The sequence below is a fragment of the Rothia sp. HMSC065G12 genome, assembly GCF_001811455.1.
Lineage (GTDB): Bacteria > Actinomycetota > Actinomycetes > Actinomycetales > Micrococcaceae > Rothia > Rothia dentocariosa.
In genome coordinates, this window is sequence record NZ_KV804815.1 from 168,904 (window position 1) to 193,708 (window position 24,805).

Here is a 24,805-nt window from a genome sequence, read left to right on the forward strand (position 1 = left end):
ATGTCAGCACAAAGCTAGAACAACTTTTCCCCGTCAGACGCCATTTTTGCTTGCTCGGTGATAGCCGCATAGTTAGGGCCTACCGCGCCGATCGCCTGGGTAAGGGGCACACCCGAGCCGTCGCGTGAACCGTGCTCGGTCGGCAAGGAGCGTGCCACACCGCCCGGCGTGCCAGCCTTTGCAGGACCAACGCCAACCCACGCCAGCGCCAGCTTCGACTCTCCCGTCAAGAAACGATGCGCCCGCACACCACCGGTCGCGCGACCCTTCTGTGGGTACTCCGCTAGGGGAGTGACCTTCGCACTCGCCATACCATCCTGCCCATTCGTGACGGTCACAACCTCTGCGGCAGAACCCGGGGCGGTCACGCCGAGCGCAATTACCGCATCTTGCGCGCCCAGCTTAATACCGGCGATCCCGCCGCCCGCGCGGCCCTGCGGACGAACCTTAGCCGCATCGAAGGTCAGAAGTTTCGCCTCCTGAGTAACTAACGTTAGGGCATTATCGTCGGAAGAGCACACGGTTGCGGCAATGACCGTATCCTTTGGTTTGAGCTTGATAACATCCCACTCCGTCTGATTCAGCGGATACTCCGGATTCACGCGCTTAATCACGCCGTTCGCCGTTGCCAGCGCAATTACCTCATTCAACGGCACAAGCCCCACCAGCTTCTCGCCCTTTGCCAAGGCAACAACCTCGGTAGCTTTGACGCCCGTAGTCAATACGGGAGTTCCCGAAGAATCATCGAACACCACCAAATCCATGACCGACAGGCGCACCATGCGCCCCGTAGAGGTCACCGCACCAATCTCGCCCCGCGCCGTCGTAGGAACAATAGACGTGAAGACATCATGCTTAATGCGTTTGCCCGGATCAACCAAAGCCTCACGCATTGGTTTACCCACCGTGCGCCCCAGTATGCCGGAAGCCGTCAGCAGCACCCAACAGGGCTCATCGGCAATTTCAAGCGCCAACCCGAGGCTCTTCTTCGCCTTTGAGGCCCCGTTTGAGACAGCCTCAATCGCAGACTGCATATCGTCTTTCGTCTTCAAAACGGTACGGCGATCGTTGCCGTATTTCTCAGCAACCTCGGCAAGCTCGTCAGATACCAGCTCACGCAGCGCAGAATCGGAACCCAAAATTCGCTCCAGTTCAGCGATCTCCTGGCGTAACTTATCACGCTCAGCCTCAAGCTCAATACGGGAATACTTTGTAAGCTGGCGCAGACGCAGCTCAAGAATATAGTTCGCCTGAACCTCCGTCAGATCGAAGACCGCCATCAGCTTCTCACGAGCTTGCGCGGTTTCATCCGAAGACCGAATAATCTCAATAACTTCGTCAATATCAACAATGGCAATCAGCAGACCATCCACCAAATGCAGACGATCCTTATGCTTACCCAGACGGAATTCGGTGCGGCGGCGCACCACCGACAGACGATGATCGATATACACCCGCAGAAGATCAAGCAGCCCCAAGGTCTGCGGCTGCCCATTCACCAGCGCCACATTATTAATGCCGAAGGAATCCTCCAAAGGCGTGTGCTTATATAGCGAGGCCAGCACAGCCTGCGGATTAAAACCGTTCTTAATCTCAATAACAAGGCGCAACCCGTGTTTGCGGTCGGTCAAATCGACCACATCAGAAATACCGGTCAGTTTCTTGGCGTTAACGCCGTCCTTGATCTTTTCAATAACCTTTTCGGGGCCCACCATATACGGCAGTTCAGTCACCACAATGCCCTGTTTACGGGGGGTCACCTGCTCAATAGAGACCTTGGCACGGGTCTTGAATGTGCCGCGCCCGCTTTCGTAGGCATCCTTAATACCGCTCAATCCGACAATCGTGCCGCCGCTGGGCAGATCGGGACCGGGAATGAACTTCATAATCTCTTTGAGCGTGGCATCAGGGTGCGCAATCAAATGTCGCGTACCCGCAATAACCTCGCGCAGGTTATGCGGAGCCATGTTCGTTGCCATACCCACCGCGATGCCGGTTGTACCGTTGACCAACAGGTTAGGGAACGCCGCTGGCAGCACGCCCGGCTGCATGAACTGGTTATCGTAGTTCGGCACAAAATCAACAACGTCTTCGTCAAGATCCGCAGTCAGCGCCGTCGCTGCAGGGGCCATGCGTGCCTCCGTGTAGCGGGCAGCCGCCGGGCCGTCATCAAGCGAACCAAAGTTACCGTGCCCATCCACCAGCGGCAGGCGCATCGCAAAAGACTGCGCCAAACGCACCATCGCATCGTAAATAGCGGCGTCGCCGTGTGGGTGCAGTTTACCCATGACCTCGCCGGTCACACGGGCACTCTTCACATGCCCCTTATCCGGGCGCAGTCCCATCTGCTGCATCATGTAGAGGATGCGCCGCTGCACCGGTTTCAGCCCGTCGCGCGCATCCGGCAGAGCACGCGAATAAATAACCGAGTAGGAGTACTCCAAAAAGCTGGATTCCATCTCGGCAGAGACATCAATATCGACAATATTTTCGACAATATCAACCGGGTAATCTTCAACGGCGGACTTGCTGCGGCGTGCCATTTCTCTCCTTGAGGCGCACAATAATGCACCCAATGTGGGGTGGGCATATTCGTAATTCTATTCTACAGGTAGCGCAGAAAAATCCGCCCAAATGCTCGTCAAAGTAGCACAGGCAGCATGTAAAGCACTAAGGTATAAACTACAGTGTCTAACAACAGCACCACACATGCGCACACGAACCTGCCTTATTACCTATGACCCTAAGGAGTCTTCATGACAGCGACCGCATATGATCCGCGGGAAAAGCTCACGGCCGATATCGAGCGTGCAGGTTTCTACCCAGATCTAGTGCGTGACATTGTTGATGAAGCCCTTGCCGGTTTAGAACCAGAATCCCATTTTGTGCAGGTTGAAACGCATTTCAGCCATAATAATTTGCATCGCCATATCACGGTCTTAGTTGTTAGTGGATCTTTGCTGATTCTGGCTCATTTAGACGACCAGCATCTTGAAGAAGAAGGGCAGCAGACCGTAGCACATGTGGGCGTTGAAGCGGTTAAACTGAGTTCTCTGCGCGCCGTCACCATTAGTTACGGGTACGATAATCCGCAGGCATATAAGCCCGGAACGGTCCCCACCGAACTTTCGATGCAGATAGCATGGACGGGCTCGCTGCACCTGGAACTGGCACCCGCTACCTGCCCCGATCCACATTGCACCGCAGATCACGGGTATAGTGGTGACGCCAGTCGAGAAGATTTAGCCCTGCGCGTCTCGGCAACAGCGGACGGTCCCGAAGCTATCCTTCAAGCGCAGCAGTTCGCCCGCGCCCTACACCGCGCACATATTCAGGTGAGCGAAAGCCGCTGATATGTCTGAATACCTCGATTACGCTGGAAATCCGGTGCCCCCGCCACCTGCCTATGGAAGCAACAGCGTGGCAGATGTTTTCGAATCGGCCGCATCATTGGTAGCGCAAAGAAGCTTACCGCGTGCTCAGCACCCATTAGATGATGAACCAGATTTCAGCCTGGATGCAGACCCGCTCAACCTGGCACAACGACTAACTGAAGCTGGGGCTGACCCAAACGGATTCCGTAATATCTGCCTGATCATGGTCGATGGTCTGGGAGAACAATTGCTGCAAAGCTACGGATCTTATGCGCCTTATCTAAAGAAAACAGTCTCTTTAGGGGCATTGGATGCGGCATTCCCCACCACGACTGCAGCGTCGCTGGGCTCGTTGGGCACCGCCTCCGCGCCGGGGGCTCATGGGATTGCTGGCTACGAGGTTCGCAACCCCACGACGAATACCGTGATGAACCATCTTTCGGGGTGGGATAAGAACGTTGATCCGCACGCCTGGCAACCCCTGCCCACCGTTTTCGAGCGGTACTGTACCGATAGGCGCGTGGTGACGATTTCACTGGAGAAATACCGGGGGAGTGGGCTCACCGAAGCAAACTTGCGCGGCGGTGAGTTCGTGGGCGCAGCCGACTATAACGCTCGTATTACTTATGCCTGTGAACTTCTGGCCTCGCGCACACCGACCTTGATATATCTTTACTGGGGAGAGCTTGACCAAGCGGGGCATCGCTACGGTGCGGGAAGCGACGAATGGCTTGAACAACTTGAAGAACTTAATCTGGCACTGCGCCGCCTTGCCGAACGTTCTCCGGCGTGGGCTGGTATTTTCCTCACGGCCGATCACGGCATGGTAAATGTTCCGCAGGAAAACCGCATCGACTATTCGGCGACCAAAGAACTTCTGGAAAATGTTGCTATGACGGCGGGGGAACCGCGAGCAGTACAGCTCTATCTGCACGATACTTCACCGGATGCCCGCCGCCAGAGCGCACAATATTGGGTTCGGCACTGGGGTGAGCACGCTTGGGTGCTAGACTCGCATGACCTGTATGAGCGGGGCTACTACGGCACGGTAATTCGTGATTCAGCGCGAGAACGAATTGGCGATCTGATCGTTTGCGCTCGTGATGATTATGCGCTCTACGATATGCGCCGCCAGAAGGAACGCGCACTCGCTATGGTGGGGCAGCACGGTTCGCTGACCGATGCGGAGCGTCTTATTCCTCTGCGGTATCTGCCGACCTCGTAACGGCAAGGACGGCAGGCTAAACTGTCTGTGTCTTCAGGAATCCTAGTAAGAAATTACTACTATTTGCGCCCGCCGAAAAGGATATCGTCCCATGCGGGAATGCTTCGGCGCTGCTTCTTCGAAGAACTGGTCTTGTTCCCATCACGATTGTTTTGGTGATGCTCGCCTTTGGGCTCCGAAGTGTGATGAGCATGCTCGGGCGTCGAAGGAGCAGAGTCGTTGCTGTCATGTTCATCAACGGGTTCAACTGACTGCGGTGTATCTGGCTCAGGCTCATACACTTCCGGTTCTTCCACCACGGGAGTGACTGGGCGTACCGAGCGGGCGCGTTCGAGAAGCTCATTGAGTTTACGTTCGTCACGGCTTTCGCCCTTCAAAGAAGAGGTAGGCGCATTAACGCGTACCGGAGTCGTATGAGTAGTCACAAGCCGCTGCTGTACCGGGGCGGTTGCCTCCGGATGTTCTTCGTGCTCTTCATCTTCGCCGTCTAAAGAAGTTTTTTTAGCCGCAGCTGCCACCGCAGCCGGGCTCCCCATCAGGAAGTATGCTGCCTCATTTGATGCGTACAACCCTTGATTAGCCGGATTGTAGGTCCAACGAGCGGGGAACCGCACCTTCTCAGACAAGTTCGCGCGTGCCTCGTCGGAGAGCGCAAAGTCGGCTTCAACCCGCCACTGCCCGTTTTCTTTCTGCCGAGTTTCCCAATCCTGGGTGGCATCCTCAAAACCGTGCTGGTGCGCAATCTCGGCAATACGAGCCGCGAGGGTGACAGGAATTTGCCCTATGCCAGAGGCTGAATCACGCCGTCCCACTTTCACGTTTTGAGCGGCGCGAATAATGTGCGAGCGCTCCGCCACGATAGGCCACTCGTACCTGCGCACGCGTTCCGGTTCCCAGCCGGATTCTTCAGCAATTTCTTCTACGCTTGCACCCTGTCGGAAGCGAGTTTGAATATCACGCGGACCGAAAGACCCCTTAGTACCTCGCCCGCGAAGCGGCTGGATGCGTCGTGCCTTAGTGATGCTTGTGCGCAGATTTGCGTCAATTGGAAGGAGAAACCTAGTGCCGTCAGCAGACTCAAGCACCAGATTTTCACCGTCATCATGTATACCAATCAGACGCAATTCAAGCATAAGAACCTCCAAATTCATGGGTGGGGCAACACCACAACCATGCCGTTATGCCGGTTTAAAAAACATAAAGTTACCTACCAAGGGTACCGTGAGAGCCGTAAAAAACGGTAGTAAAACCCCCAAAACATCGTGAAAAAATCCTAAATTGATATCTTCCAAGAGGCCTTTATGACGGCTAAAAGTTCACTAACTGCGTCCCGATTAGACAAAATGGGTATCAATAGTGAACAATACCTGCATGCCGCCGTCGCATAACACGCCGACATGTGATGGGGTACTACCTATTTAGACCACCGTGGGCGGTAGGATTTTCAGCCCACCAAAAACGACGGAGCGTGATAGTTTGGCAACTGATTACGATGCACCCCGCAAGCAGGATGACGAACAGAACGAAGAATCCTACGAAGAGCTGAACGCGCACCGTTCGGAGATGCAGTCCGGGGCGGTGGATGAGGATGAGAATACCGCGGCAGAAAGTTTTGAGCTGCCCGGTGCAGATCTCTCCAATGAAGAGCTCAACGTAGTGGTTTTGCCCGCACAGGAAGACGAATTCACCTGCGCATCCTGCTTCCTGGTTCGTCACCGCTCGCAGATTGCGCGTGAAGAAGACGGTCTGTTGTACTGCGTAGAATGCGAAGGATAAGAAGCTAAACCATACGACTCAAGGGCGGTTTCCTTAGGGAGACCGCCCTTTTAGCTGAGAAGAAAACTAGCCGTTTAGAATCTCGGCTATTTTTTCGGGATTACGGGTTGAGGCAATCCAGTAGGGGGTTGGATCGGCAGGGTCGGTAATATCGAGGCGGATTTTTGGTGTAATCCAGCCGCGAAAACACATATATGCGCGCCCATCAAGGTCAGGACCAGCCGCAATACGGGCCTGTTCGCCACGAAATGCGTGTGTTTCACCCACATAAGCACGCTCAATACTTGCTCGCCCCACACGAACCCAATCCTGCGATATTTCGATAGTGGGCGCGGAGAAATATAAAATCCACCCGAGAAGAAGCGTAACAACGACAGCAGCAATAATACCCACCGGAATACCAATAGGGGCGCCCACCAGATAAGATGCACCTCCGGCACACAGCGTGAGAAACCACATGCCAGGTCCAGGAGAAAGACGCTCATAATAGAGCGTATGAGGTGACGAAGAAGCCATCGTAATAGTCCTTCTAAGCTTGTTGGGTATCTGTTCAGATGGCGTCTAGAAAAAGAGTGTGTGCACCACCCGAGCAGAAAATCATATTCAACATTCTAACCGAGGTTATTTTCTGCGCACTCCAGCACCATGCAGTACTTATGTGAAACTCCTGTACGCTAAGGGGACAGAGATGACGTAGCCCCGTATGTTCGGTAGAGTGAAAGACATGATTAATCCCATTGATGTCCAGATTAAAATGCTTGATGCAGAGCTCCCAGCACCGTCTTACACCAATCCTGGTGATGCGGGCGCAGATCTGCGTTCACGAGTAGATTTTGTACTGGCGCCTGGAGAGAGAGCACTTGTACCTACCGGTATTGCTATTGCTCTTCCTGAAGGATATGTAGGGTTGGTGCATCCGCGTTCGGGGCTTGCTACTAAACACGGCATCACAATTGTTAACGCACCGGGAACTGTCGATTCTGGGTATCGCGGTGAACTTATGGTGACGTTATTGAATACGGATCGTGCAAAGTCTTTCCAAATCAAGCGTGGTGATCGTATTGCCCAGCTTGTCATTCAGCGTTATGAACACGCTAATTTTGTGGTGGTAGAGAACCTTGACGAAACCGAACGAGGATCTCAGGGATTTGGCTCAAGCGGCTTGAAATAATCTTTTACCGCGTAATTCGGCAGATAATAGACTTTAATCGCACGAAGAAATATACAATATCTGCATACAATATGAGACGCACTAACATCTACCAGTAAGGGATATTCAGTGTTTGGTTTTGGCAAGAAAAGCTCTGACAATGAGCGTAAGAAAGCAGAAGAGAAAACTACTAAGGTTACTTCTAAAGACTCCAAGAAAGAAGATGCTGAGCTAACCAAAGCTAAGCCTAAGTCCAGCCTTAACAAGGTCGATCGTGATGATGAAGAGCCCGAGGTAGTTATCTACGACCGTTCTGAAGGCCCCCACGATATTGGTGAGGTTGATGATACCGAAGAATACATCGACCTTGGTGCTCTATATATTAAGATGCTTGACGGTCTAAACCTGCGTCTTGAGATGGACGAAGGTACGGGAGCTGTAATTGCCGCAACCTGTATTCGTGCTGGTGGAACCCTCCAGATTCAGGCGTTCGCAGCGCCTCGTAGTACTGGCATATGGGACGATATTCGGCATGATCTTGCCGAGTCTGTAGCATCGCAGGGTGGAACCGCCGAAATGTATACGGGTGAGTTCGGCGCCGAGATGCTAACCCGCCTTCCCGCTACGACTGAGGACGGGAAACGAGGGGAGCGCATCGCACGATTCGTTGGCGTCGATGGCCCGCGTTGGTTCTTACGCGGTGTTATTTCTGGCGAGGCTGTTCTAGGCAATGAAGAAGCTGCTGAAGCGATTGAAGAGGTCTTCCGTACTGCTATTGTCAATCGTGGCGACGACCCCCGCCCGCCACGTGAGCTATTACCCATGACGATGCCGGAACAGATATATACCTTAGACGACTCAGATGATGAAGAGCAGGAACCTGAGGAGCAGGAGGGTAGTCGAGAGACTGAAACGAAGAAAAAGAAGAATGAGGATAAACGCGAACTACGCCCAATGCCTCGTCGCGGACCCGAAATTACAGAGATTGGGTAATGCCGCGCATAGATAACAGCCACGCTGCACCCGGTTCGGGGACTTCTTCTCAAATTGAGGCGGAGTACCCCGAACGTTTTCGTGTTCGCCTAGCTGGCCGTATCGATCAGGTGTGGATCCCTGCTGTTTACGATAAACCTCTCTACCAAGCAGAACTTATCGTGGCGAAATCAAAACCGCTTCAATGGGCCAGTCCTCTAGCTCTGATTGGTATGCCCATTGTTGAGCCTCCTGGCGAAGACTTTGACGATGAGCAGGAAGACTCGCAGAATGCTGAGATCATTATGCCTGATGGAGACCAACAACAATCGGTTCTGGGGAAGAACCCCATGACGGAGAGTTTAGAAGTGCGGTTCCCCTCACGTCCGCCGTTTTCTGTGGGAGAAAGAGTAACCCTTATTTGGCACGGGCAGCGTGTGGTTCCTGGTTTACTGGCGGGGTGCCTGTTGCGGTGCTCTGGGGTTATTTCAACGCACACGTATCCGCCCGTGATGTACAACCCCCGATACGAGATTGTTCCCCAATACTTCTTAGAAAAGGATCCTCGACGTGGTTAATACTCCACATGACCCTCAGCATTCGAATAACCAGTATGCCTCTGACGGCGCCCAGAGTGCAGAGACAAACTCGATATCGGGGCAAGAGTCATTAGGTAAGAGCCTGGGCGCTTCTTTGGGGGGCAATATCCGCCGTACAGAGTCAGGTCATGTGGATGTGCTCCATGCAATTGGCGGGTGGCGTGGACTCGTAGAAACTTCTCTGCCTTCATTACTCTTCCTTATCTTCTTCACGGTCACCAAAGATTTAAACTTGGCCTTAGTTATCGCGGTAGCAGCTGCAGGTATTTTTACCGTGCTGCGCCTTATACAGCGCAGTAAACTCATACCTGCGGTGTCGGGTATTGTGGGTGTTGCAATTTGTGCTTTCACTGCTTTTCGTACAGGGAACGCTGCCGACTACTATTTGCCGGGGTTTTGGACAAACGGCATTTACAGTGTTGCGTTCATAGCTTCGATTATCGTGGGTTGGCCTCTGGCGGGACTCATTTTCGGGTATATCAGGGGAGAGCAGCTTACCTGGCGGCAAAAACCCGAACGTTTGAAAGCCTATAAGCTGGCAACGTGGATTATGGCGGCTGTCTTGCTGTTGCGACTTGCGATCCAAATACCGCTTTACTATATGAACGCTACCGAAGTCTTAGGTGCTATGCGCATCGTTATGGGGCTGCCTCTGTACGCGGCGGGTATCTGGCTGGCGTGGCGAGTATCTGATCCGGCTGAAACCTTATAAAACTCTTTACGTCACTAAGCATGCTTAAAGTATGCTTAGTGACGTCTTTGTAGTCTCTTGGTCTATCCAACCACCCAAGGAGTAAGTTATGATAAGTATTTTAAAATCATTATATGCTAAATCTATTTTAATTTTTGCATTTTTTATTAGCGCGTGTGCAGTAATTCTTATTACATTACGTGGAGATAATCCAGTAAATGTCGTATCTGGTGCTGTTATTTTTACAGCGTCTGTTATTCTTTCGCGATTTTTGTGGTATGTACTATGGGAGTTGATATTAGGTGCTTATAGGTATGAAGTTACAAAGACAAAATTTTTTGAGATTGTAGCCTGGGGGTATCTTCCCTTAATGTTTATGGGTTTAGCTATTTCATTCGATGATAAAAGTATCTGGGTATTTACAATATATACATTTTTCTCACTTTTAATATTAGATACCATGATTATCCATACTCTTTATCTCCTTGTTAGCCAAGAATATAGTGCGAAAAATCTGTATACCCAGGTGGTGAAGCCTAGAGATTCTTTTGCTTTTATACGAACATTGGGGGAGGCTAAAAGTGAAAGCCAGAGGTATTTGAACTATAAAAAACCTATTTCACAGGAGTCTATAGAATATTTTAATCTAGAAATTGATGGGCGCAAAACTCGTGTTAGAGAATACGTATTCTGGGCAGGTTATGTCGATTATGTAAATTATATTATGCTGTTGCATAAAGATATTTTGAATCTTTCTGATGAGGACACCGTGGAAACATATAGCAACCATCGGCATTTGGCCCAGGCATACCGTTATTTACATGACGCTGAGAACCACTGGGAGTCTGGACATGAATCTATTAAAGCAGATGATGAAGCGATAAGGCATGCTTATGCCTTTATTCGGAGTAAAGCCCAACGTCTTGAAGATCCTATAAATAAGATTAAAATTCCCGTACTGCGCTCTCACATAAGCAAAGACTTAGAGCTGCGCCGAGAATGTTTTGAAAATGCTAAAACTAAAGTTGCTTCATTAGCTCCGCAGCTAAGTGATGTATTACTGCAGGGACGGCAGCAGAAGAGTTCAATAGTTGAACCAATTATTATGTATTCTGCTGCACTTGATAATCTATTAAGCGATATTGATGATAATCTTACTGAAGCGGAAAAACAGTTGTTGTTAGTTTCTCGCAACGTATCGGACGAGCAGCGCATCAAAATATTCAAGAGTGCATATATTGCGCAGGATGCAGAAGTTGCTCTTTGGATTCTATTTTTTAAACTTCAAGAATTTCTTAAGGAATGGGAAAAATCTGTTGATGCTCCCGCACATATTGAAGAAAGTTCTTCTCATCTTGCGCATTATCTTTTTGATTTTGCACAAAATCATGAAAATAGATTCTTCAAAAAATATTTTGATAGTCGCATACAAGAAATAAGTAACTATGCGAAGTCTCTTGAGTCCGAAGAATTTTATGCTGTTGCAGACCATTTTTTGGAGTGGGTTATGAGGATATATCAAGGTTTTCCTATTCCTATGCCACAAGATATAAAAGATATTTTTGAACAGACTCTAATTTCTATAATTCAAAAAATTGCGGAACGTCTTCTCATTGAAACTAGAATGTATGCGCCTCTGGGTTATCTCTCTCTACAGCCAGAAGATATTAAGGAATATGCTCAGCTGCAACGCATCCAAGATCTTTTAGAGACTGAGCATGAGAGCACTACCCGAGTTCTTGAAGACCGCCAAGAAGCGCTCCGTTTGGTGCGGGCATCCCATGAATGGGCACAAGAAACCGGAAAATATTTATACCCAGAACTCTCAGGACGCCTCGACGCGCAAAATTTCGTGCTTGAAGCTCAACGTTATGCCGTTCCCACAACTGTTGGTGTTTTCAGTGTAAATGCTGTTTTGAAGAAGCTGCAGGAACTTGACCAAAAAGAAAGTGAGAAAACCGGGAGTGGCCGAACCTACTGGTTCCCGGTTCAGAACGTTCTTACACACGGAACCTATGCAAACAGTGCTACTCCCGAAACGAGCGGCTGGGATGTCGATCCTTGGCAATACTCGTGGGGATCCTGGTACGGCGACGGCTTTACTCCTGCCGACAACAGCTCCTCGGACTCTGGAATTAGCTTTAGCGGAGGTGACGGCGGAAGTTTTGACGGTGGCGGCGGAGGCTTTGGCGGGGGAGACGGCGGAAGCTTTTAGACCTCACACAATCCTCAGCCATCATTAGAGACGCTAAACGTGCGTCTATATTTCGCGCGTTTCAGCTGAGAAATAGCTCGTTTTCGTTGGTGATCTAGGAGGGGCAGAGAGATAACCTAGGCGAAGAGCGCCCGAATTTGGTCTTCTCCGTCAAGCGTTGTGATGAAGAAAAGTTCGTCGCCACCCTCAATAACAACATCGGCGGAAGGTGCAACCGGAACACCATCGCGCAAGATGGCGGTGAGTACCGTATCGGTTGGCCATTGCACATGGTCTATCCTGTAGCCAATCACAGGATGATCGAGCGGTACCGTATACGCCGCCAACGTCGCCCCGCCGGCCTGAAGCGTAAGCAGACGCACCACATCGCCCACCTCGACGGCTTCCTCTACGAGAGCCGTCATCAAACGCGGAGTGGAAACTGCCACATCCACGCCCCAGGCATCATCGAAAAGCCACTCATTCCGGGGATTATTCACACGCGCTACAGTGCGTTGTACACCAAACTCGCTGCGGCACAGTAGAGATACCATCAGATTAACTTTGTCGTCACCGGTGGCGGCAACAATCACATCAGCGGTATTCGGGTGAACCTGGCGCAAAACAGATAGCTCACAGGCGTCACCAATATGCCAGCGCACCCCCGGCAGGTCGGTACGTTTTTTCATCTCAGGCTTGGAATCAATAATAGTGACCGTGTGCCCATTCGCCTTGAGCTCCTTAGCGATAGATGCTCCCACGGAACCGGCCCCAACAATAAGTACCTTCATGTTATAAGCTCCTTATGCTTTCGGGCGACGGCGATCGCTGGGGTGCTGCGCCGGGTCTATCGGCTTCGCATGGAACCAATCCAGCCGGGGATCGGTACTGTACTCGACGTCTTCATCAGTACGAGGCGACCGCGAAAGAATCCGAGAGACTTCGTTAATATCGTCCGTGCGCATCATAATATGTACGGTATCTCCCTGCTGATAGGCGGTATCTGGGCGTGGAAGCATGCCTTCACCGAATCGGGTAATGTAGGCGATGCGCACCCCGGCAGCACGCTCAATATCCACGAGTGCATGACCTGCCCATTGTTCATGCAGTGGAATCTCAGTAAGCATGAGCCTGCCCGATGGCTCCCGAAAATCACCCTTGAGTGCCTGCTCCGGTAGCAGACGACGAAGCACCTGATCCGTTGACCACCGCACGGCGGCTACCGTGGGAATACCTAGACGCTGAAAGAATTCGGCACGATTTGGGTCGTAGACTCGGGCAACAACATTTTTTACTTTGAAAGTCTCACGCGCAACGCGGGCGGCAATAATATTTGAATTATCTCCCGAAGATACAGCAGCAAAAGCGTACGCGTCCGAAATACCCGCCTGTTTGAGCGTTTCTTGGTCAAAACCGACACCGGTCACCAACTGCCCGCTGAACCCTTTACGCAAGGGCTGGAAAGCTCGCTCATCTTGATCGATAACGGCTACCGTATGCCCCGAAGCCTCTAGAGTACGGGCAAGCATAACTCCCACACGACCAGAACCCATAATGACGAAATGGGGCATGTGCTTTCCTCCTCAACAGACGACCGGTTTTCCTGTTAAGTGTACCGAGTAAGACCACTAAACGCCCGATGACCTGCGAAACACGCGGCAAATAAAATTGAGCTTTACCCCGCAGGCGGATAGCCTTAAACCTGTGAAATATCGTTGGGAAAAAATTCGCAGCGCCTTCACCGGTAAGCCGGTAGATTCGCGTCAAGTAGCGGCCATGTCGCTGCCTAAGCGTTTTGCCCTACCCCTTTTCGGCTCTGACGGTATTTCATCTGTCGCATACGCCGCCGACGAGATTATTCTGATGCTCGCCGTTGCGGGTAACGCAGCCATTGTCTATGCCCCTTGGGTTGGGTTAGCGGTCGCCGTCGTAGGTCTTATGATCGTAGGAACCTACCGATACAACATTAATCAGGTCGCTGCCGAAGGCGATTTTGAACTAGTGCACCGGCGGTTGGGCAGTAAACCCGCCGTTATTTTGGGGGCCTCGGTACTTCTTGATTTCGTGCTTACGGTTGCCGTTTCCATGTCGTCGGCGGCAACATTCCTGGTGGCACTCTACCCAGAACTACAAGATCATCGCAGCGCCATCGCAATACTGCTCATCATTATTTTGACCGTAGTGTCTCTGCGCGGTCTACAACTCATGGGAAAGATAGCACACTGGCCGCTCTATATTTTCCTCGCGATCCTAGGCGTTACGCTGTGCATTGGAATTATCAAATCCTGGATGGGTGTGCTTGCTAAAGCAGAATCGGCAAACTACTCGGTACTCCCCGAAAACGTCGATTCACAGCTGATTGGCATAGCGTTCTTCTTCTTGATCTCACGGTCTTTTTCAGCGGGTGCCGTTGCGCTCTCCGGAGTTTCCACGATCTCAAACTCCGTGCGTTTCTTCCGGCGCCCCAAAAAACATAATGCCGCCCTCACCCTCATGATTATGGGTACCATAACGGGTGTGCTTCTCGTCAGCATACTTTACATAGCCCAAGTTACCGGCGTTACTATGGTGCATGACACCACACAATATTTGTTGATTGAGGGGGGCGCGCCGGGCGAATTCTTCCACCAGAAACCCGCGCTCTATCAGATAGCACTCGCTATCTATGATGGTGCCCCGCTCATACCTCAGCTGCTTGTTTTTGCCACCGTTGCAGTGCTGACCATAGCGTCTTTTACAGCTTTTATCGGTTTTCCGTTGAGTTCATCTGCTCTCGCTGATCGCAGGTATCTGCCAGTTCAGCTACGGAGTATCAACTCTGTGGGCCTCTACCGTAACGGGGTTCTCCTGCTGGCTGTTATGGCAACATGTCTAACGTTGCTTTTTGGCTCGGATATTTTCTCGCTCATTCAGCTCTATCTCGTGGGTATGTTCCTCTCGATGCTGCTCACTCAGGGATCGGTAGTGAGCTACCGCATTCGAAAACTGCGCATTACACTGGCATTTACTTCGCGCCGACACCTGATCCGTGACCTAGCCGTCAGTATCATCGGGGTTATCGTGACCGCCGCTGTACTCATTACTGTTGTTGTCACTAAGTTTATGGCAGGTGCCTGGCTTTCGCTTCTTATAATCGCTACCTTGTTCGGGGGCATGATGATAACCCGTAAACACTACGATGCCGTCATCAAAGCAGCAGAAATACCATATGAAGATCTAGAAACCGCCGATCTATCCTCGCTGCCTTCACGGGTGCACGCCATTGTTTACACGAAGGACCTCAACAAACCCGTGCTTCGTGCCCTAGCCTATGCACGCGCATCCCATCCTTCAACGCTGGAAGCTCTGACCGTTAATAACGACCAGGCCACTCTTGACGATGTGAAGACTCGCTGGGATCGCATGCGGATTCCTGTACGACTCTCGGTGATTGACTCACCCTACCGCGATACCGTCCAAGCCGTACATAACTATGTGCGCCGTATTCAGAACAATACATCGCGGGATGTTATTGCTGTTTACATTCCAGAGTTTGTTCCGGAACATTGGTGGCAGCGCCTCATTCATCCGCGAACTGTCAAACAGCTTAAGAAAGTTTTAGAGCAAGAACCTAATGTTATTCTTGTGACTGTTCCGTGGAGCATTCATGAGAATGCAACGTCCATTGATACCGAGGACATTGATACCTCCGTTCACTCCCATAAAAACGATACGATGTATCGGGGCTCAACCCACACAGAAGAAACGTGATATTCCATGAGAACCCTTGAGATTTTCTCATGCTTATGGCAGGGTTGAACGGTTATTTAAAAATAAGCGGTGTAGAATGCTTCACATCAGAATTCTGTAAGGAGAAGACGCGTGAACACCCCTGAAATCAGCACAGTACGTGACTCCGGTGCGGATAACGTTACCTCGGAGCAGGGGTACACTATAGGCGATCTAATCCAGGTAACCTGTGAGACACCCGCCCACGGAGGTGCACTCGTTGCACGTACGCACGCCGGGGTCGTTTTCGTACGGCACGGTGTAGTGGGTGAAGAAGCCCAAGTTCGGATTACCGCAATAGGCCCCAAAAACCGTTTCTACTTTGCAGATGTTGTAGCCGTCAAAGTGCCTGCACCAGTGCGCCGTAAGCATCCCTGGGCACAGGCAGATGCCCTCAAAACCCCCGAAGAACGTCAGAAACTCACCGGCATAGCAGAGCTTCTTGGTGGGATGGAATATGGACACCTAGAACCCTCTGAACAACGGCGTTACAAAGCCGAGATCGTACGAAATCAGCTTCATCGCCTAGGCGGCATCCCTCTAGAATCACCACTCTTAACAAACCTTATCGTTGAGTCTATGCCTAATCGAGACCTCGTCGAAGGCGACCTCTCCTGGCGATCTCGTATACGGTACACTACCGCTAAAAGCATTGAAGACGGTACCACGTATTGGCGCATCGGCATGTACCCCTACCACAGCTCGCAGCCGGTACCCGTCGTTGATTTTCCCCTCGTGGCACGCGAATTACGTGATCTAGAACTTCACAAGCTCAACCTGCGGGGCGTTCGAGAACTGGAAGCAACACTGTCTTCACGCGGACGTATTCTGCTCCAATTCATGGTTGACCCCCGGTTTGAGACAACCCATGTCGCCAAAGAGATTGAAAGGCAGTGCATCCAGCTTTGGGGCGAGCTTGCTAAGCGTAAAATCTCGCTTTTCTTCACCCCCTATAGCGGATCGAAAGCAAAACCGAGCAAGCGTTCGGGGCAGCCCAGCGTGCATAGCCCTTATCGGCGTGTGCGTCAGGGAGATATACTCCTTGGCGGTGGGTTACGTTCCGTAACCGAAGAAGTAAGTTTTGGTCCGCGAAGGTTCAGCTATCAGGTTTCCGCAGGTGGCTTCTGGCAGATTCACCGCTGTGCCCCCTCAACTCTCATGGGCACCATGTTAACCATGCTCCGCCCAACCTTAGGCGAATGCGCCCTCGACCTATACGCCGGTGCTGGGCTATTTACAGCAGCGCTCGCGGATGCTGTCGGATCAGAAGGAACGGTTATCAGCGTTGAAGGTTCCCCGGTAACGCACCGTGATGCGCGTTCCAACTTCGCGCCGGATGGTCCTTCCCGAAGCGATAACTCCAAGGAAACCCGTGTTGAGGTTATTCGCGGAGACGTTGCACAAAGCCTTCAAGATCTTAAAGCAGCACATAGCCTTGGTCAGATACCTACCCCGGATGCCGTGGTACTTGACCCATCTCGTGAAGGGGCAAACCGCAAAGTTTTGGAACGCCTCAACGAACTCAAACCCGGGCGCATTCTATATGTGGCATGTGATCCTGCAGCCTTAGGACGCGATACAGCTATTTTGCGTGAACTAGGCTGGGATCTCGTACAGGTACGGGCATTTGATATGTACCCTAATACGCATCATGTTGAGACGCTTGCTCTTTTTCACCGTGCGCCTGCGCGTATTCGTCCAGCGCGTCTGTCAAAACGTCATAAGTAAATTCTCGTAGAGACAGCAAAACTGTATGTACCTAAGATGGCGAACACGGTAACCATGACTTTTTTCGGCAACCTTCAAATGGGTATATATAACCTAACCCGTTAGAATTTAACTGTTAGACCTAGAGGTACATTGTTGACCTCAACCGTGCAGAAGGAGAGTGTATGTCTGCTGAGAACGAGGCGAACAAGGAATCCTCAGGGCTCTTGTCCGATATTCGTGAACCTCGGGATTTGCGCCCCCTCAGCTACGATCAGCTGCGTGAACTCGCTGAAGAGATCCGTCAGTTTATCGTAACGAATGTTTCTGCAACGGGTGGTCATTTAGGCCCCAATCTTGGCGTTGTTGAGCTGACTCTTGGTATCCACCGTATTTTTGATTCGCCCCACGATTCTATTCTCTTTGATACAGGGCATCAGTCCTATGTACACAAGCTGGTGACCGGTCGTCACGCCTTTGACACCCTGCGCCAAAAGGGTGGGTTGTCGGGGTACCCGGATCGTGGCGAGTCTGAACACGATATTATTCAGTCCTCGCACGCTTCATCATCAATTTCCTGGGCTGATGGTATTTCACGCGCCTACGCTCTCAACGGAGAAAATGACCGCTATACGGTGGTTTTAATCGGTGATGGTGCGTTGACCGGAGGCATGGCCTGGGAAGCCGTGAATAATATCGCCGCTGACCGTAGTCGTAAAGTCGTTATTGTAGTCAATGACAATGGTCGATCGTATGCGCCTACTATTGGCGGTTTTGCTAACCAGCTGACGGCACTTAAGCACGAGGTGCAGCAGCAGGTTGACCGTATGCGTCTTGACCATCGATATGATCGGGCGCTTGATGCTATGCGCCGTGGTCTGCAGCGTGGCGGCCCGCTGGGGCAGATGATTTACCGGGGGCTGCACGGCATGAAGGTCGGTATTAAGGACGTTGTGGTCCCCAAGGGTATTTTTGAAGACCTCGGCATGAAATATGTTGGTCCAATTGATGGGCACGATCAAGAAGCTGTTGAGACCGCCTTGCGTGCCGCTAAGAACTACGGCGGACCGGTGATTGTGCACGCTATTACAGAGAAAGGGCACGGCTACGCTCCGGCACGTGCGAATGATGATGACCAATTCCATGCGGTAGGCAGGATTGATCCTCTTACCGGCAAGCCTGTCTCAACCAGCACCGAAGAGTCATGGACGAGTGTTTTCGGTCGTGAGATCAAACAGATCGCGGATGAACGCGAAGATATTGTAGGCATTACCGGTGCCATGCTCATTCCTGTTGGCCTACGTGAATTCGCGCAAGCGCATCCGAACAGAGTCATTGATGTTGGTATCGCAGAACAGCACGCCGTTGCGATGAGTGCGGGCTTGGCATACGGCGGTATGCACCCTGTGGTGGCGCTTTATGCGACCTTCTTGAACCGCGGCTTCGATCAGCTCTTGATGGATGTTGCTCTTCACAAGGCAGGCGTGACTCTGGTTCTTGACCGCTCCGGCATTACTGGACCTGACGGCGCAAGTCACCACGGCATGTGGGACTTATCGCTTCTGCAGTTTATTCCTGGGTTAAACTTGGCCGCTCCACGCGATGCTGCGACGCTTCGTGAAGCGCTTCGTGAAGCCGTTGCTATTGATGATGCACCGACCGTTGTCAGGTACCCAAAGGGGTCGGTGGGTGAAGATATCGTTGCCCTGGAACGCCGCTCTGACGGGGTGGATGTGCTGACCCGCACCGGGCGGCCGCATCCTGAAACTGGGCAGCGCGATGTGCTGTTTGTTGCCGTTGGCGCTATGGCACGGGTAGCGCTCGAAGTGTCTGAGCGCCTTGCCGAGCAGGGCATCCATTCGACGGTGATTGATCCGCGATGGGTTATGCCGGTTCCGCATTCGGTGGTGGATTTTGCGCGAGACCACCGCATTGTTGTGACTCTCGAAGATGGTGTGCGCGCGGGCGGTGTGGGTTCACGCATTCGTCAAGAGATGCGTGCGGCTGGCGTAGACACGGCGTTGAGTGAGCTCGGCTTACCGGCAGAATTTATACCGCATGCGTCGCGCGAGGAAATCCTGGAAGATGTTGGTTTGTGCGCGGAAACCATTACTGCCGATATTCTCGCGCAGCTTGCGGGCGATAAGGTTCCCTTCGCACGTGAGGAAGGGCAAAAACCGCGGCATACCCAGTAATTTTTGTGGTGCTTGACCGAGTGCAAAAAAATAAAACGTTGGGGTGTGTAGATTTTCACACACCCCCAACATTTTTATTGACGTAAAATCTAGACGTTAAAAACTAATATACCGTCAATACCCATATGTGAAAGATATTACCCTCCAACAATGATCCTGCCGTCTTTCACCTCTGCTTTATAGGATTTTAACGGCGACTCAGCCGGACCACCTTTGACTGAGCCATCGGCGAGCGCAAACTGAGAACCATGGCATGGGCACACAATTTGGCTGTTGTTTTGTACGTTGAGTTGGCATCCTTGGTGGGTGCAGGTGGAGCTAAAAGCCTTGAAGACACCGTTTTCAGGCTGAGATACGATAACGGTAACACCGCCTTTGGTAAGTTTCGCCGCTTTGCCGACGGGTACCTCCGAAGCAGCCGCAATATCGGTGGGGGACTCTGGCCCGGCAGCACCGTTACCGCCGCTTCCACCACCACCGCTGGAACCTTCGGCACAGGCGCTTAAAGCAAGAGCCCCTGCGGTAGCTGTAGCCCCCGCCACGAGTGCATTTCGGCGCGAAAGTTTATGCTCCAGCTCCTGAATGCTCTGAGAGTTTGGCTCGTGCCCAGAAATTTCTGATTGTGCGCACGAACAGGTGCACGATGGTACTTCGTTCATCGTTCCTCCTTGAATTCCCCGGTGTGTGAAGCCGGGCTTGTGTGATGCTGAGGCGACCGTACCTGTGGGATAGCTGCGTGTCGCTCTTTTATAAATCTAGAGGATAAATCGTATGCACGCGAATAAGCCGTTTTGTTGTGTGGCGTGCGCCTCCATATTTTTCTTGGGTTGAGAGATCCATGTGTTAAGGCGTTAGCCAAGGTGTCGCTGGAAAACTTCATGAAGATCCGGGGTGAGGATTTCAATCTGCCACGGGCGCACATCATGCGAGCGAAGAGCCTCAAGAAGGGCCTCTTGAGAGTAAGGCTCGGGCGGATCCCAGCACAGACGCCGTATGCAATCAGCGCTGATAATATTCTGTGCTGGAATATTGAGCCGCTCTGACTCCCGTTGTACTATCTTCCGCACTTCGCTAAGAATCTCTAGTGAAATAGGGCGTTTCGTTTCCCAAGCCTTAAGCGGGGGAGGGGCGGTTGCCGGAATGGTGTAGGGCGCCGGGTCCTCACCCCGAGAAGCTGATACTATCGCACGCACCCAGCGAGGGCCTTCACGTTTCAACAGTCGAGTACGGAACCCCGGAATCGCCATGATAGCTGGTACATTACGAGGCATTTTCTGCGCAGCCTCAACGAGCGCGGCATCTGAGAGTAAAGCCTTAGAATCTATATCTTTCTTCTGCGCTAATTTATCGCGCTCGAACCAAAGATTCCGCAGGGCTGTTAGTTGCGGTACGGACCGGAGCGTGTTCCGTCCCTTCGTTTTCCTCCACCGTTCGGCTTTCTTCGCAGCGGGGTCAGCGGGCGGTAGTGAACAGAGATAGGCAAATTCCTGGCGGGCATACTCAAGTTTTCCCTGGTCTTCTAAAACTTCTTCCAAGGCATCGCGTAAATCTGCCAGTACATCAACATCAAGGCATGCATAGTTGAGCCAAGACTCTGGCAAAGGACGTTGTGACCAGTCTTCTTGGGAGTGCTTTTTCTCAAGTTTGTACCCCAGAAGCTCTTCGACAACAGCTCCCAGGTTCACCCGTTCCAGGCCCGCTAAACGTGCACCGAGCTCGGTATCAAAGAGAAGACGCGGTCGCATTCCAAGAAGATCCAGACTTGGAAAATCCTGGGTTGCCGCGTGAATAATCCATTCGGCATCTGCTAGAGCATCGTTGATGATCCTAAGGTCAGAAAAAGCTTCGGGATCGATCAGGTAGAGTTTATCTTCGCGTTTCAGCTGCACCAAGAAAGCCCTGATCCCGTACCGTATACCCTGTGCGCGTTCCGTATCGACTGCAACCGGACCGGATGCAGCACGCAAAGATTCAGCAGCACGTTCAAGCGCCCTCTCCGTGTTGATAATGGAGGGGACCGGAACTGACGGGGTAGTTAGCGGAATAACATCAGGAACTGTGAAATCAGCAGGTAATCCGAGCATAGGTGGGAGTTTGATAGGCTCGGTACTCGGGCTGAGACTCATCTGAAAGTGGTTCCTTGAATATCCGTTTCTGGTAGCTCCCTCGACGGGGCTGAAAACAATAACTCCACCATTCTACCCGTTGCCGCTGTGCGTTACATTTTTCTTCAAATATACCGAAAACCCAAGGATCGGCACCGGCTAACAGCAGTATTGTCTCGTAAATAGCTCTAGCTTACGACTTCTGCGGTTCCAATGTGAGACAGACAGAATTGATGCAATACCGCAGATCAGTCGGAGTATCGTATCCTTCGCCTTCAAACACGTGACCCAGATGCGAATCGCAGGCGGCACAACGTACCTCTACTCGGCGCATCCCTAACGTGGTGTCTTCCAGATACCGCACACGATCTTCGGCGAGTGGAGCGAAGAAAGAGGGCCAGCCGCAGTGCGACTCAAACTTCTCAGCAGAGCGGAAAAGCTCGGTCCCACAGGCTCGGCACGAATACACACCCTCGGTTTTCGTATCCCAGTATTCACCGGTGAAAGCACGTTCGGTGCCGCCTTCACGCAGTACCACGTACTCTTCGGGCTTGAGAACTTCACGCCAATTCTTCGCAATTTTACCGACACCCGGTAATGAGTTTCCCACTGCTACTCCTTCAAATCTTCTCTTATGAGCTGTCGTCGTTATAACGGTGCTGGCTCGGGTTTTGTTCCCGGTGGTACAGGGTACGCACCACCATATCCTCATAGTGGGCGAGTGAATCTGCGGGTCGCCCCAAATACTCCATGACGCGCGTATCCCTGAACAGCGCATACCATTCGGCGGCGTCCTTCGCTGCAGGGATCCGCAACTCAAGACACGGCTGCTCAGGCGCGAAGAGGCGCATAGTTGCCGCCAGTGAGTTTAAGCAAGTCGGCGGGGGAGAGCTCAATATCAAGCCCGCGTTTACCGCCAGAGACCAAGATAGTTTGATACTGCTCAGCGCTGGCATCCAAAAGCGTGGGGGAAGGAGTTTTCTGCCCTAACGGCGAAATACCACCCACCACATATCCAGTGCGGCGCTCGGCAACCTTCGGATCGCACATGGAGGCGCTCTTCCAACCAAGGGCGTGTGCCGCCGCTTTCAGGTTTAGCTGCCCACTCACCGGCACTACCGCCACCGCAAAATCTTTGTCATGAACAATAAGAAGCGTTTTAAATACCTGCTCAGGATTGGCGCCAAGTTTCTGCGCGGCCTCCAACCCAAAGGAGGTTTCTCCCTCCACATGCTCGTACTCACGAATCTCAAAAGGAGTCTTAGTTTCCTTCAAGAGCGCGACCGCAGCGGTGGAGGCACCTTTCTTGCCGCTTTTATTCTTTTTAGCCATGAAGACTATTCTACGAAAACGTAAGGTGAACCCCTAAGGTATGTATCACCTTTACCTGCGTAGGGATGGGGTGCCTGCAAGCGTTAGGTCACACAACGTTTTCCAGCATAGCGGGTTTCTGACTAGGAGAATTAGCCGATTCATCTTCAATTGAGATACCAAAGTCGGTGACCGTACTCAGATCGTGCTCTGTCATGGTTGTGATCCCGGCACCGCGGCCAGCAGAATTGAGGATTCCAGATCCCACAATATTGCCCTGAGCATCGTAAAACCAGAGTTTATAGACCTTTCCTTCGGGCAGCGCAGGCAGATTTGTCGTTGAAACACCCGCCATGTTGTGGGAAGGGGAGTACATGACCGATACCGGCATGCCGTTGACTTTACCTTGAGCCATTGAAAGGTCAGGAGCCATGCTGATTTGCTCGACGATCGACTGGTCGCCGGGCCGTGCAGCTGCCGGATGCGCTGGGGCCGAAGAGGACGCCCTCGCGGCTTGTAGCTCCTGGGAGGTATGTTCTAGTTGCTGGTGCTGCGTGAAACCCCATACGCCCAGACCAGCAGCGATAATAATACTTGCCGCAGCCGTCATGCGAGATGGTGAGAATTTACCCTGAGCCCCGAACCAACGCCGTTTAGCTCGTGCATAAGCGGAATTCTCTGAGTCTGCGATAGCTTGAGCGTTGTCTGCACTATCTGATACAAAGTAACCTTCGGAATCGGCATGATCACTCTTATGCTCGGCATTCACGTCATCTGTACCTAGCTCATTAGCTGGCTGGATTTGCTCGGTATGCGCAACCTGCGCCATCACACGAGCTTTAAGCTCAGCGGACGGCTCTTGCGGAGTGAGCGAAGTACCAAAAACCTCAGAGAGGACCGCAGCATCGGCCTTAGCATCTTCGCGTTCGTGTTTGGGAGCCCACGATTCAAACGCTATACGTTGCGTTGGTGAAAGCGTGTGGAGGGCGTAGTCGAGTTTATCGGGGAAATCTTCGGGATAGTCTTTAGTGCTCACGGGTGCCCTCCAATCGTTCGCGTAGTTTCTGCATGCCAGCGCGCATGCGGGTTTTGACAGTTCCTAGAGGAATGCCCGTTTCATCGGAGATTTCGCGCTGTGATTTACCTCCGAAATATGCCATGGTGAGCAGCTGGGCTTGTTCGCGTGGAATACCCGATAGAGCATGGTGAATCTCCTCAGTATCCATAAAAGCAGCTATTGCATCATCAACGTGATGATAAGATTCGCGATATTCCTCAAGACCGCGTGTGAAATCACGTTCTGTGGAGGCTGCAACGGAGCGCACCCGATCAACCGCACGGCGGTGAGCAATAGTTGCAGCCCACGACAACACAGTACCCCGTTCTGCACGGTATAAAGGCGCTTTTTGCCATATTTCTAGAAAAACTTCTTGAGTAACTTCTTCCGCATGCGTTCGGTTATGAAGAATGCGGTTAATAAGCGCGTACAGACGCGGAACAAGGGCATCGTATAGAGCTTCAAAACAATGTTCGTTTCCTGCAGCAGCACACTCCATCAACGCAGTTAAGCGCTGATATTCCTGAGGAATTTGGGTGGCTTTTTGAGCTTCTTGATACGCCGAAGTCACCTGACGATCCAAAAAAGTCATGGTCATATCATCTCACGCCCTATGATGACATTTGATTATTGTGTCGGTGATAAGCGAAGTTTAGGTATGTTTTACACCCTAGAAAATAT

The 24,805-nt window shown here is 51.8% G+C and carries 23 protein-coding genes; 11 read left to right on the top strand and 12 right to left on the bottom strand.

Going from position 1 to position 24,805, the window contains the following annotated elements; all coding sequences use genetic code 11:
* Positions 1-14 precede the first annotated feature (14 nt).
* Positions 15-2,543, bottom strand: coding sequence for a DNA gyrase/topoisomerase IV subunit A (locus HMPREF2804_RS06010; protein WP_070627721.1), 2,529 nt, complete (start codon positions 2,541-2,543; stop codon positions 15-17).
* Positions 2,544-2,756: 213 nt separating this feature from the next.
* Between HMPREF2804_RS06010 and HMPREF2804_RS06015 the strand changes: the two genes are divergently transcribed.
* Together HMPREF2804_RS06015 and HMPREF2804_RS06020 are read left to right on the top strand one after the other, a co-directional pair.
* Positions 2,757-3,353 carry a DUF5998 family protein gene (locus tag HMPREF2804_RS06015; protein ID WP_013398920.1) on the top strand — a complete coding sequence of 199 codons (597 nt, stop codon included), beginning with the start codon at positions 2,757-2,759 and terminating at the stop codon, positions 3,351-3,353.
* A gap of 1 nt (position 3,354) precedes the next feature.
* A complete protein-coding gene (locus HMPREF2804_RS06020; protein ID WP_070627722.1) occupies positions 3,355-4,599 on the top strand; it encodes an alkaline phosphatase family protein in 1,245 nt (414 codons plus the stop codon).
* A 59-nt stretch (positions 4,600-4,658) separates the two neighbouring features.
* On the opposite strand, the gene sepH is transcribed toward HMPREF2804_RS06020, so the two are convergent.
* Positions 4,659-5,750: a septation protein SepH gene (sepH, locus tag HMPREF2804_RS06025; RefSeq protein WP_070627729.1), complete on the bottom strand. Its 1,092-nt coding sequence runs from the start codon at positions 5,748-5,750 to the stop codon at positions 4,659-4,661.
* Between the two features lie 325 nt (positions 5,751-6,075).
* Between sepH and HMPREF2804_RS06030 the strand changes: the two genes are divergently transcribed.
* Positions 6,076-6,375, top strand: a complete 300-nt coding sequence (locus HMPREF2804_RS06030; RefSeq protein WP_004004482.1) for a DUF4193 domain-containing protein — start codon at positions 6,076-6,078, stop codon at positions 6,373-6,375.
* Between the two features lie 66 nt (positions 6,376-6,441).
* Here HMPREF2804_RS06030 and HMPREF2804_RS06035 read toward each other — a convergent pair whose 3' ends face one another.
* The gene (locus HMPREF2804_RS06035; RefSeq protein WP_004004483.1) at positions 6,442-6,891 is read right to left on the bottom strand and encodes a DUF3093 domain-containing protein; all 450 of its coding nucleotides are present in this window, start codon (positions 6,889-6,891) and stop codon (positions 6,442-6,444) included.
* A gap of 208 nt (positions 6,892-7,099) precedes the next feature.
* Here HMPREF2804_RS06035 and dut point away from each other — a divergent pair, with 208 nt between their 5' ends.
* From dut to HMPREF2804_RS06060, 5 genes are all read left to right on the top strand, one after another.
* On the top strand, positions 7,100-7,546 hold the full coding sequence (gene dut, locus HMPREF2804_RS06040; protein WP_246824193.1) for a dUTP diphosphatase: 447 nt from the start codon (positions 7,100-7,102) through the stop codon (positions 7,544-7,546).
* Between the two features lie 108 nt (positions 7,547-7,654).
* Complete coding sequence (locus HMPREF2804_RS06045) at positions 7,655-8,518, top strand: DUF3710 domain-containing protein (RefSeq protein WP_070627733.1); 864 nt, start codon at positions 7,655-7,657, stop codon at positions 8,516-8,518.
* On the top strand, positions 8,518-9,075 hold the full coding sequence (locus tag HMPREF2804_RS06050) for an asparaginase (RefSeq protein WP_070627735.1): 558 nt from the start codon (positions 8,518-8,520) through the stop codon (positions 9,073-9,075). The genes HMPREF2804_RS06045 and HMPREF2804_RS06050 overlap by 1 nt, the downstream gene beginning before the upstream one ends.
* A complete protein-coding gene (locus HMPREF2804_RS06055) occupies positions 9,068-9,808 on the top strand; it encodes a DUF3159 domain-containing protein (RefSeq protein ID WP_070627737.1) in 741 nt (246 codons plus the stop codon). Before HMPREF2804_RS06050 ends, HMPREF2804_RS06055 begins: the two co-directional genes overlap by 8 nt.
* An 88-nt stretch (positions 9,809-9,896) precedes the next feature.
* Positions 9,897-12,002 carry a hypothetical protein gene (locus tag HMPREF2804_RS06060; RefSeq protein ID WP_070627739.1) on the top strand — a complete coding sequence of 702 codons (2,106 nt, stop codon included), beginning with the start codon at positions 9,897-9,899 and terminating at the stop codon, positions 12,000-12,002.
* Positions 12,003-12,118: 116 nt separating this feature from the next.
* Here the strand turns inward: HMPREF2804_RS06060 and HMPREF2804_RS06065 are convergent, their stop codons facing one another.
* On the bottom strand, positions 12,119-12,772 hold the full coding sequence (locus HMPREF2804_RS06065; protein WP_004004494.1) for a potassium channel family protein: 654 nt from the start codon (positions 12,770-12,772) through the stop codon (positions 12,119-12,121).
* Positions 12,773-12,784: 12 nt separating this feature from the next.
* Complete coding sequence (locus HMPREF2804_RS06070; protein WP_004004495.1) at positions 12,785-13,552, bottom strand: potassium channel family protein; 768 nt, start codon at positions 13,550-13,552, stop codon at positions 12,785-12,787.
* A gap of 133 nt (positions 13,553-13,685) precedes the next feature.
* On the opposite strand from HMPREF2804_RS06070, the gene HMPREF2804_RS06075 reads away from it, so the two are divergent.
* The 3 genes from HMPREF2804_RS06075 to dxs all read left to right on the top strand — a co-directional run bounded on the left by HMPREF2804_RS06075 (position 13,686) and on the right by dxs (position 19,651).
* Positions 13,686-15,731, top strand: a complete 2,046-nt coding sequence (locus tag HMPREF2804_RS06075; RefSeq protein ID WP_246824194.1) for an APC family permease — start codon at positions 13,686-13,688, stop codon at positions 15,729-15,731.
* A 111-nt stretch (positions 15,732-15,842) separates the two neighbouring features.
* Positions 15,843-17,477: a class I SAM-dependent RNA methyltransferase gene (locus tag HMPREF2804_RS06080; protein ID WP_070448612.1), complete on the top strand. Its 1,635-nt coding sequence runs from the start codon at positions 15,843-15,845 to the stop codon at positions 17,475-17,477.
* 164 nt (positions 17,478-17,641) lie between these two features.
* A complete protein-coding gene (gene dxs / locus HMPREF2804_RS06085; protein ID WP_048754282.1) occupies positions 17,642-19,651 on the top strand; it encodes a 1-deoxy-D-xylulose-5-phosphate synthase in 2,010 nt (669 codons plus the stop codon).
* A gap of 137 nt (positions 19,652-19,788) precedes the next feature.
* Here dxs and HMPREF2804_RS06090 read toward each other — a convergent pair whose 3' ends face one another.
* The 7 genes from HMPREF2804_RS06090 to HMPREF2804_RS06120 form a co-directional block, all read right to left on the bottom strand.
* Complete coding sequence (locus HMPREF2804_RS06090) at positions 19,789-20,310, bottom strand: Rieske (2Fe-2S) protein (RefSeq protein WP_048754283.1); 522 nt, start codon at positions 20,308-20,310, stop codon at positions 19,789-19,791.
* A gap of 192 nt (positions 20,311-20,502) precedes the next feature.
* Positions 20,503-21,777, bottom strand: coding sequence for an HRDC domain-containing protein (locus HMPREF2804_RS06095; protein ID WP_048754284.1), 1,275 nt, complete (start codon positions 21,775-21,777; stop codon positions 20,503-20,505).
* A gap of 172 nt (positions 21,778-21,949) precedes the next feature.
* The gene (gene msrB / locus HMPREF2804_RS06100) at positions 21,950-22,366 is read right to left on the bottom strand and encodes a peptide-methionine (R)-S-oxide reductase MsrB (RefSeq protein WP_048754285.1); all 417 of its coding nucleotides are present in this window, start codon (positions 22,364-22,366) and stop codon (positions 21,950-21,952) included.
* A gap of 22 nt (positions 22,367-22,388) precedes the next feature.
* Positions 22,389-22,607: a GNAT family N-acetyltransferase gene (locus HMPREF2804_RS06105; protein ID WP_070448616.1), complete on the bottom strand. Its 219-nt coding sequence runs from the start codon at positions 22,605-22,607 to the stop codon at positions 22,389-22,391.
* On the bottom strand, positions 22,588-23,088 hold the full coding sequence (gene ybaK / locus HMPREF2804_RS06110; protein WP_004004504.1) for a Cys-tRNA(Pro) deacylase: 501 nt from the start codon (positions 23,086-23,088) through the stop codon (positions 22,588-22,590). The genes HMPREF2804_RS06105 and ybaK overlap by 20 nt, the downstream gene beginning before the upstream one ends.
* 88 nt (positions 23,089-23,176) lie before the next feature.
* Positions 23,177-24,103: an anti-sigma factor gene (locus HMPREF2804_RS06115; protein WP_070627743.1), complete on the bottom strand. Its 927-nt coding sequence runs from the start codon at positions 24,101-24,103 to the stop codon at positions 23,177-23,179.
* Positions 24,093-24,722 (bottom strand): sigma-70 family RNA polymerase sigma factor, encoded by a 630-nt coding sequence (locus HMPREF2804_RS06120; RefSeq protein WP_048754289.1) that lies wholly within the window; start codon positions 24,720-24,722, stop codon positions 24,093-24,095. The genes HMPREF2804_RS06115 and HMPREF2804_RS06120 overlap by 11 nt, the downstream gene beginning before the upstream one ends.
* Positions 24,723-24,805 lie beyond the last annotated feature (83 nt).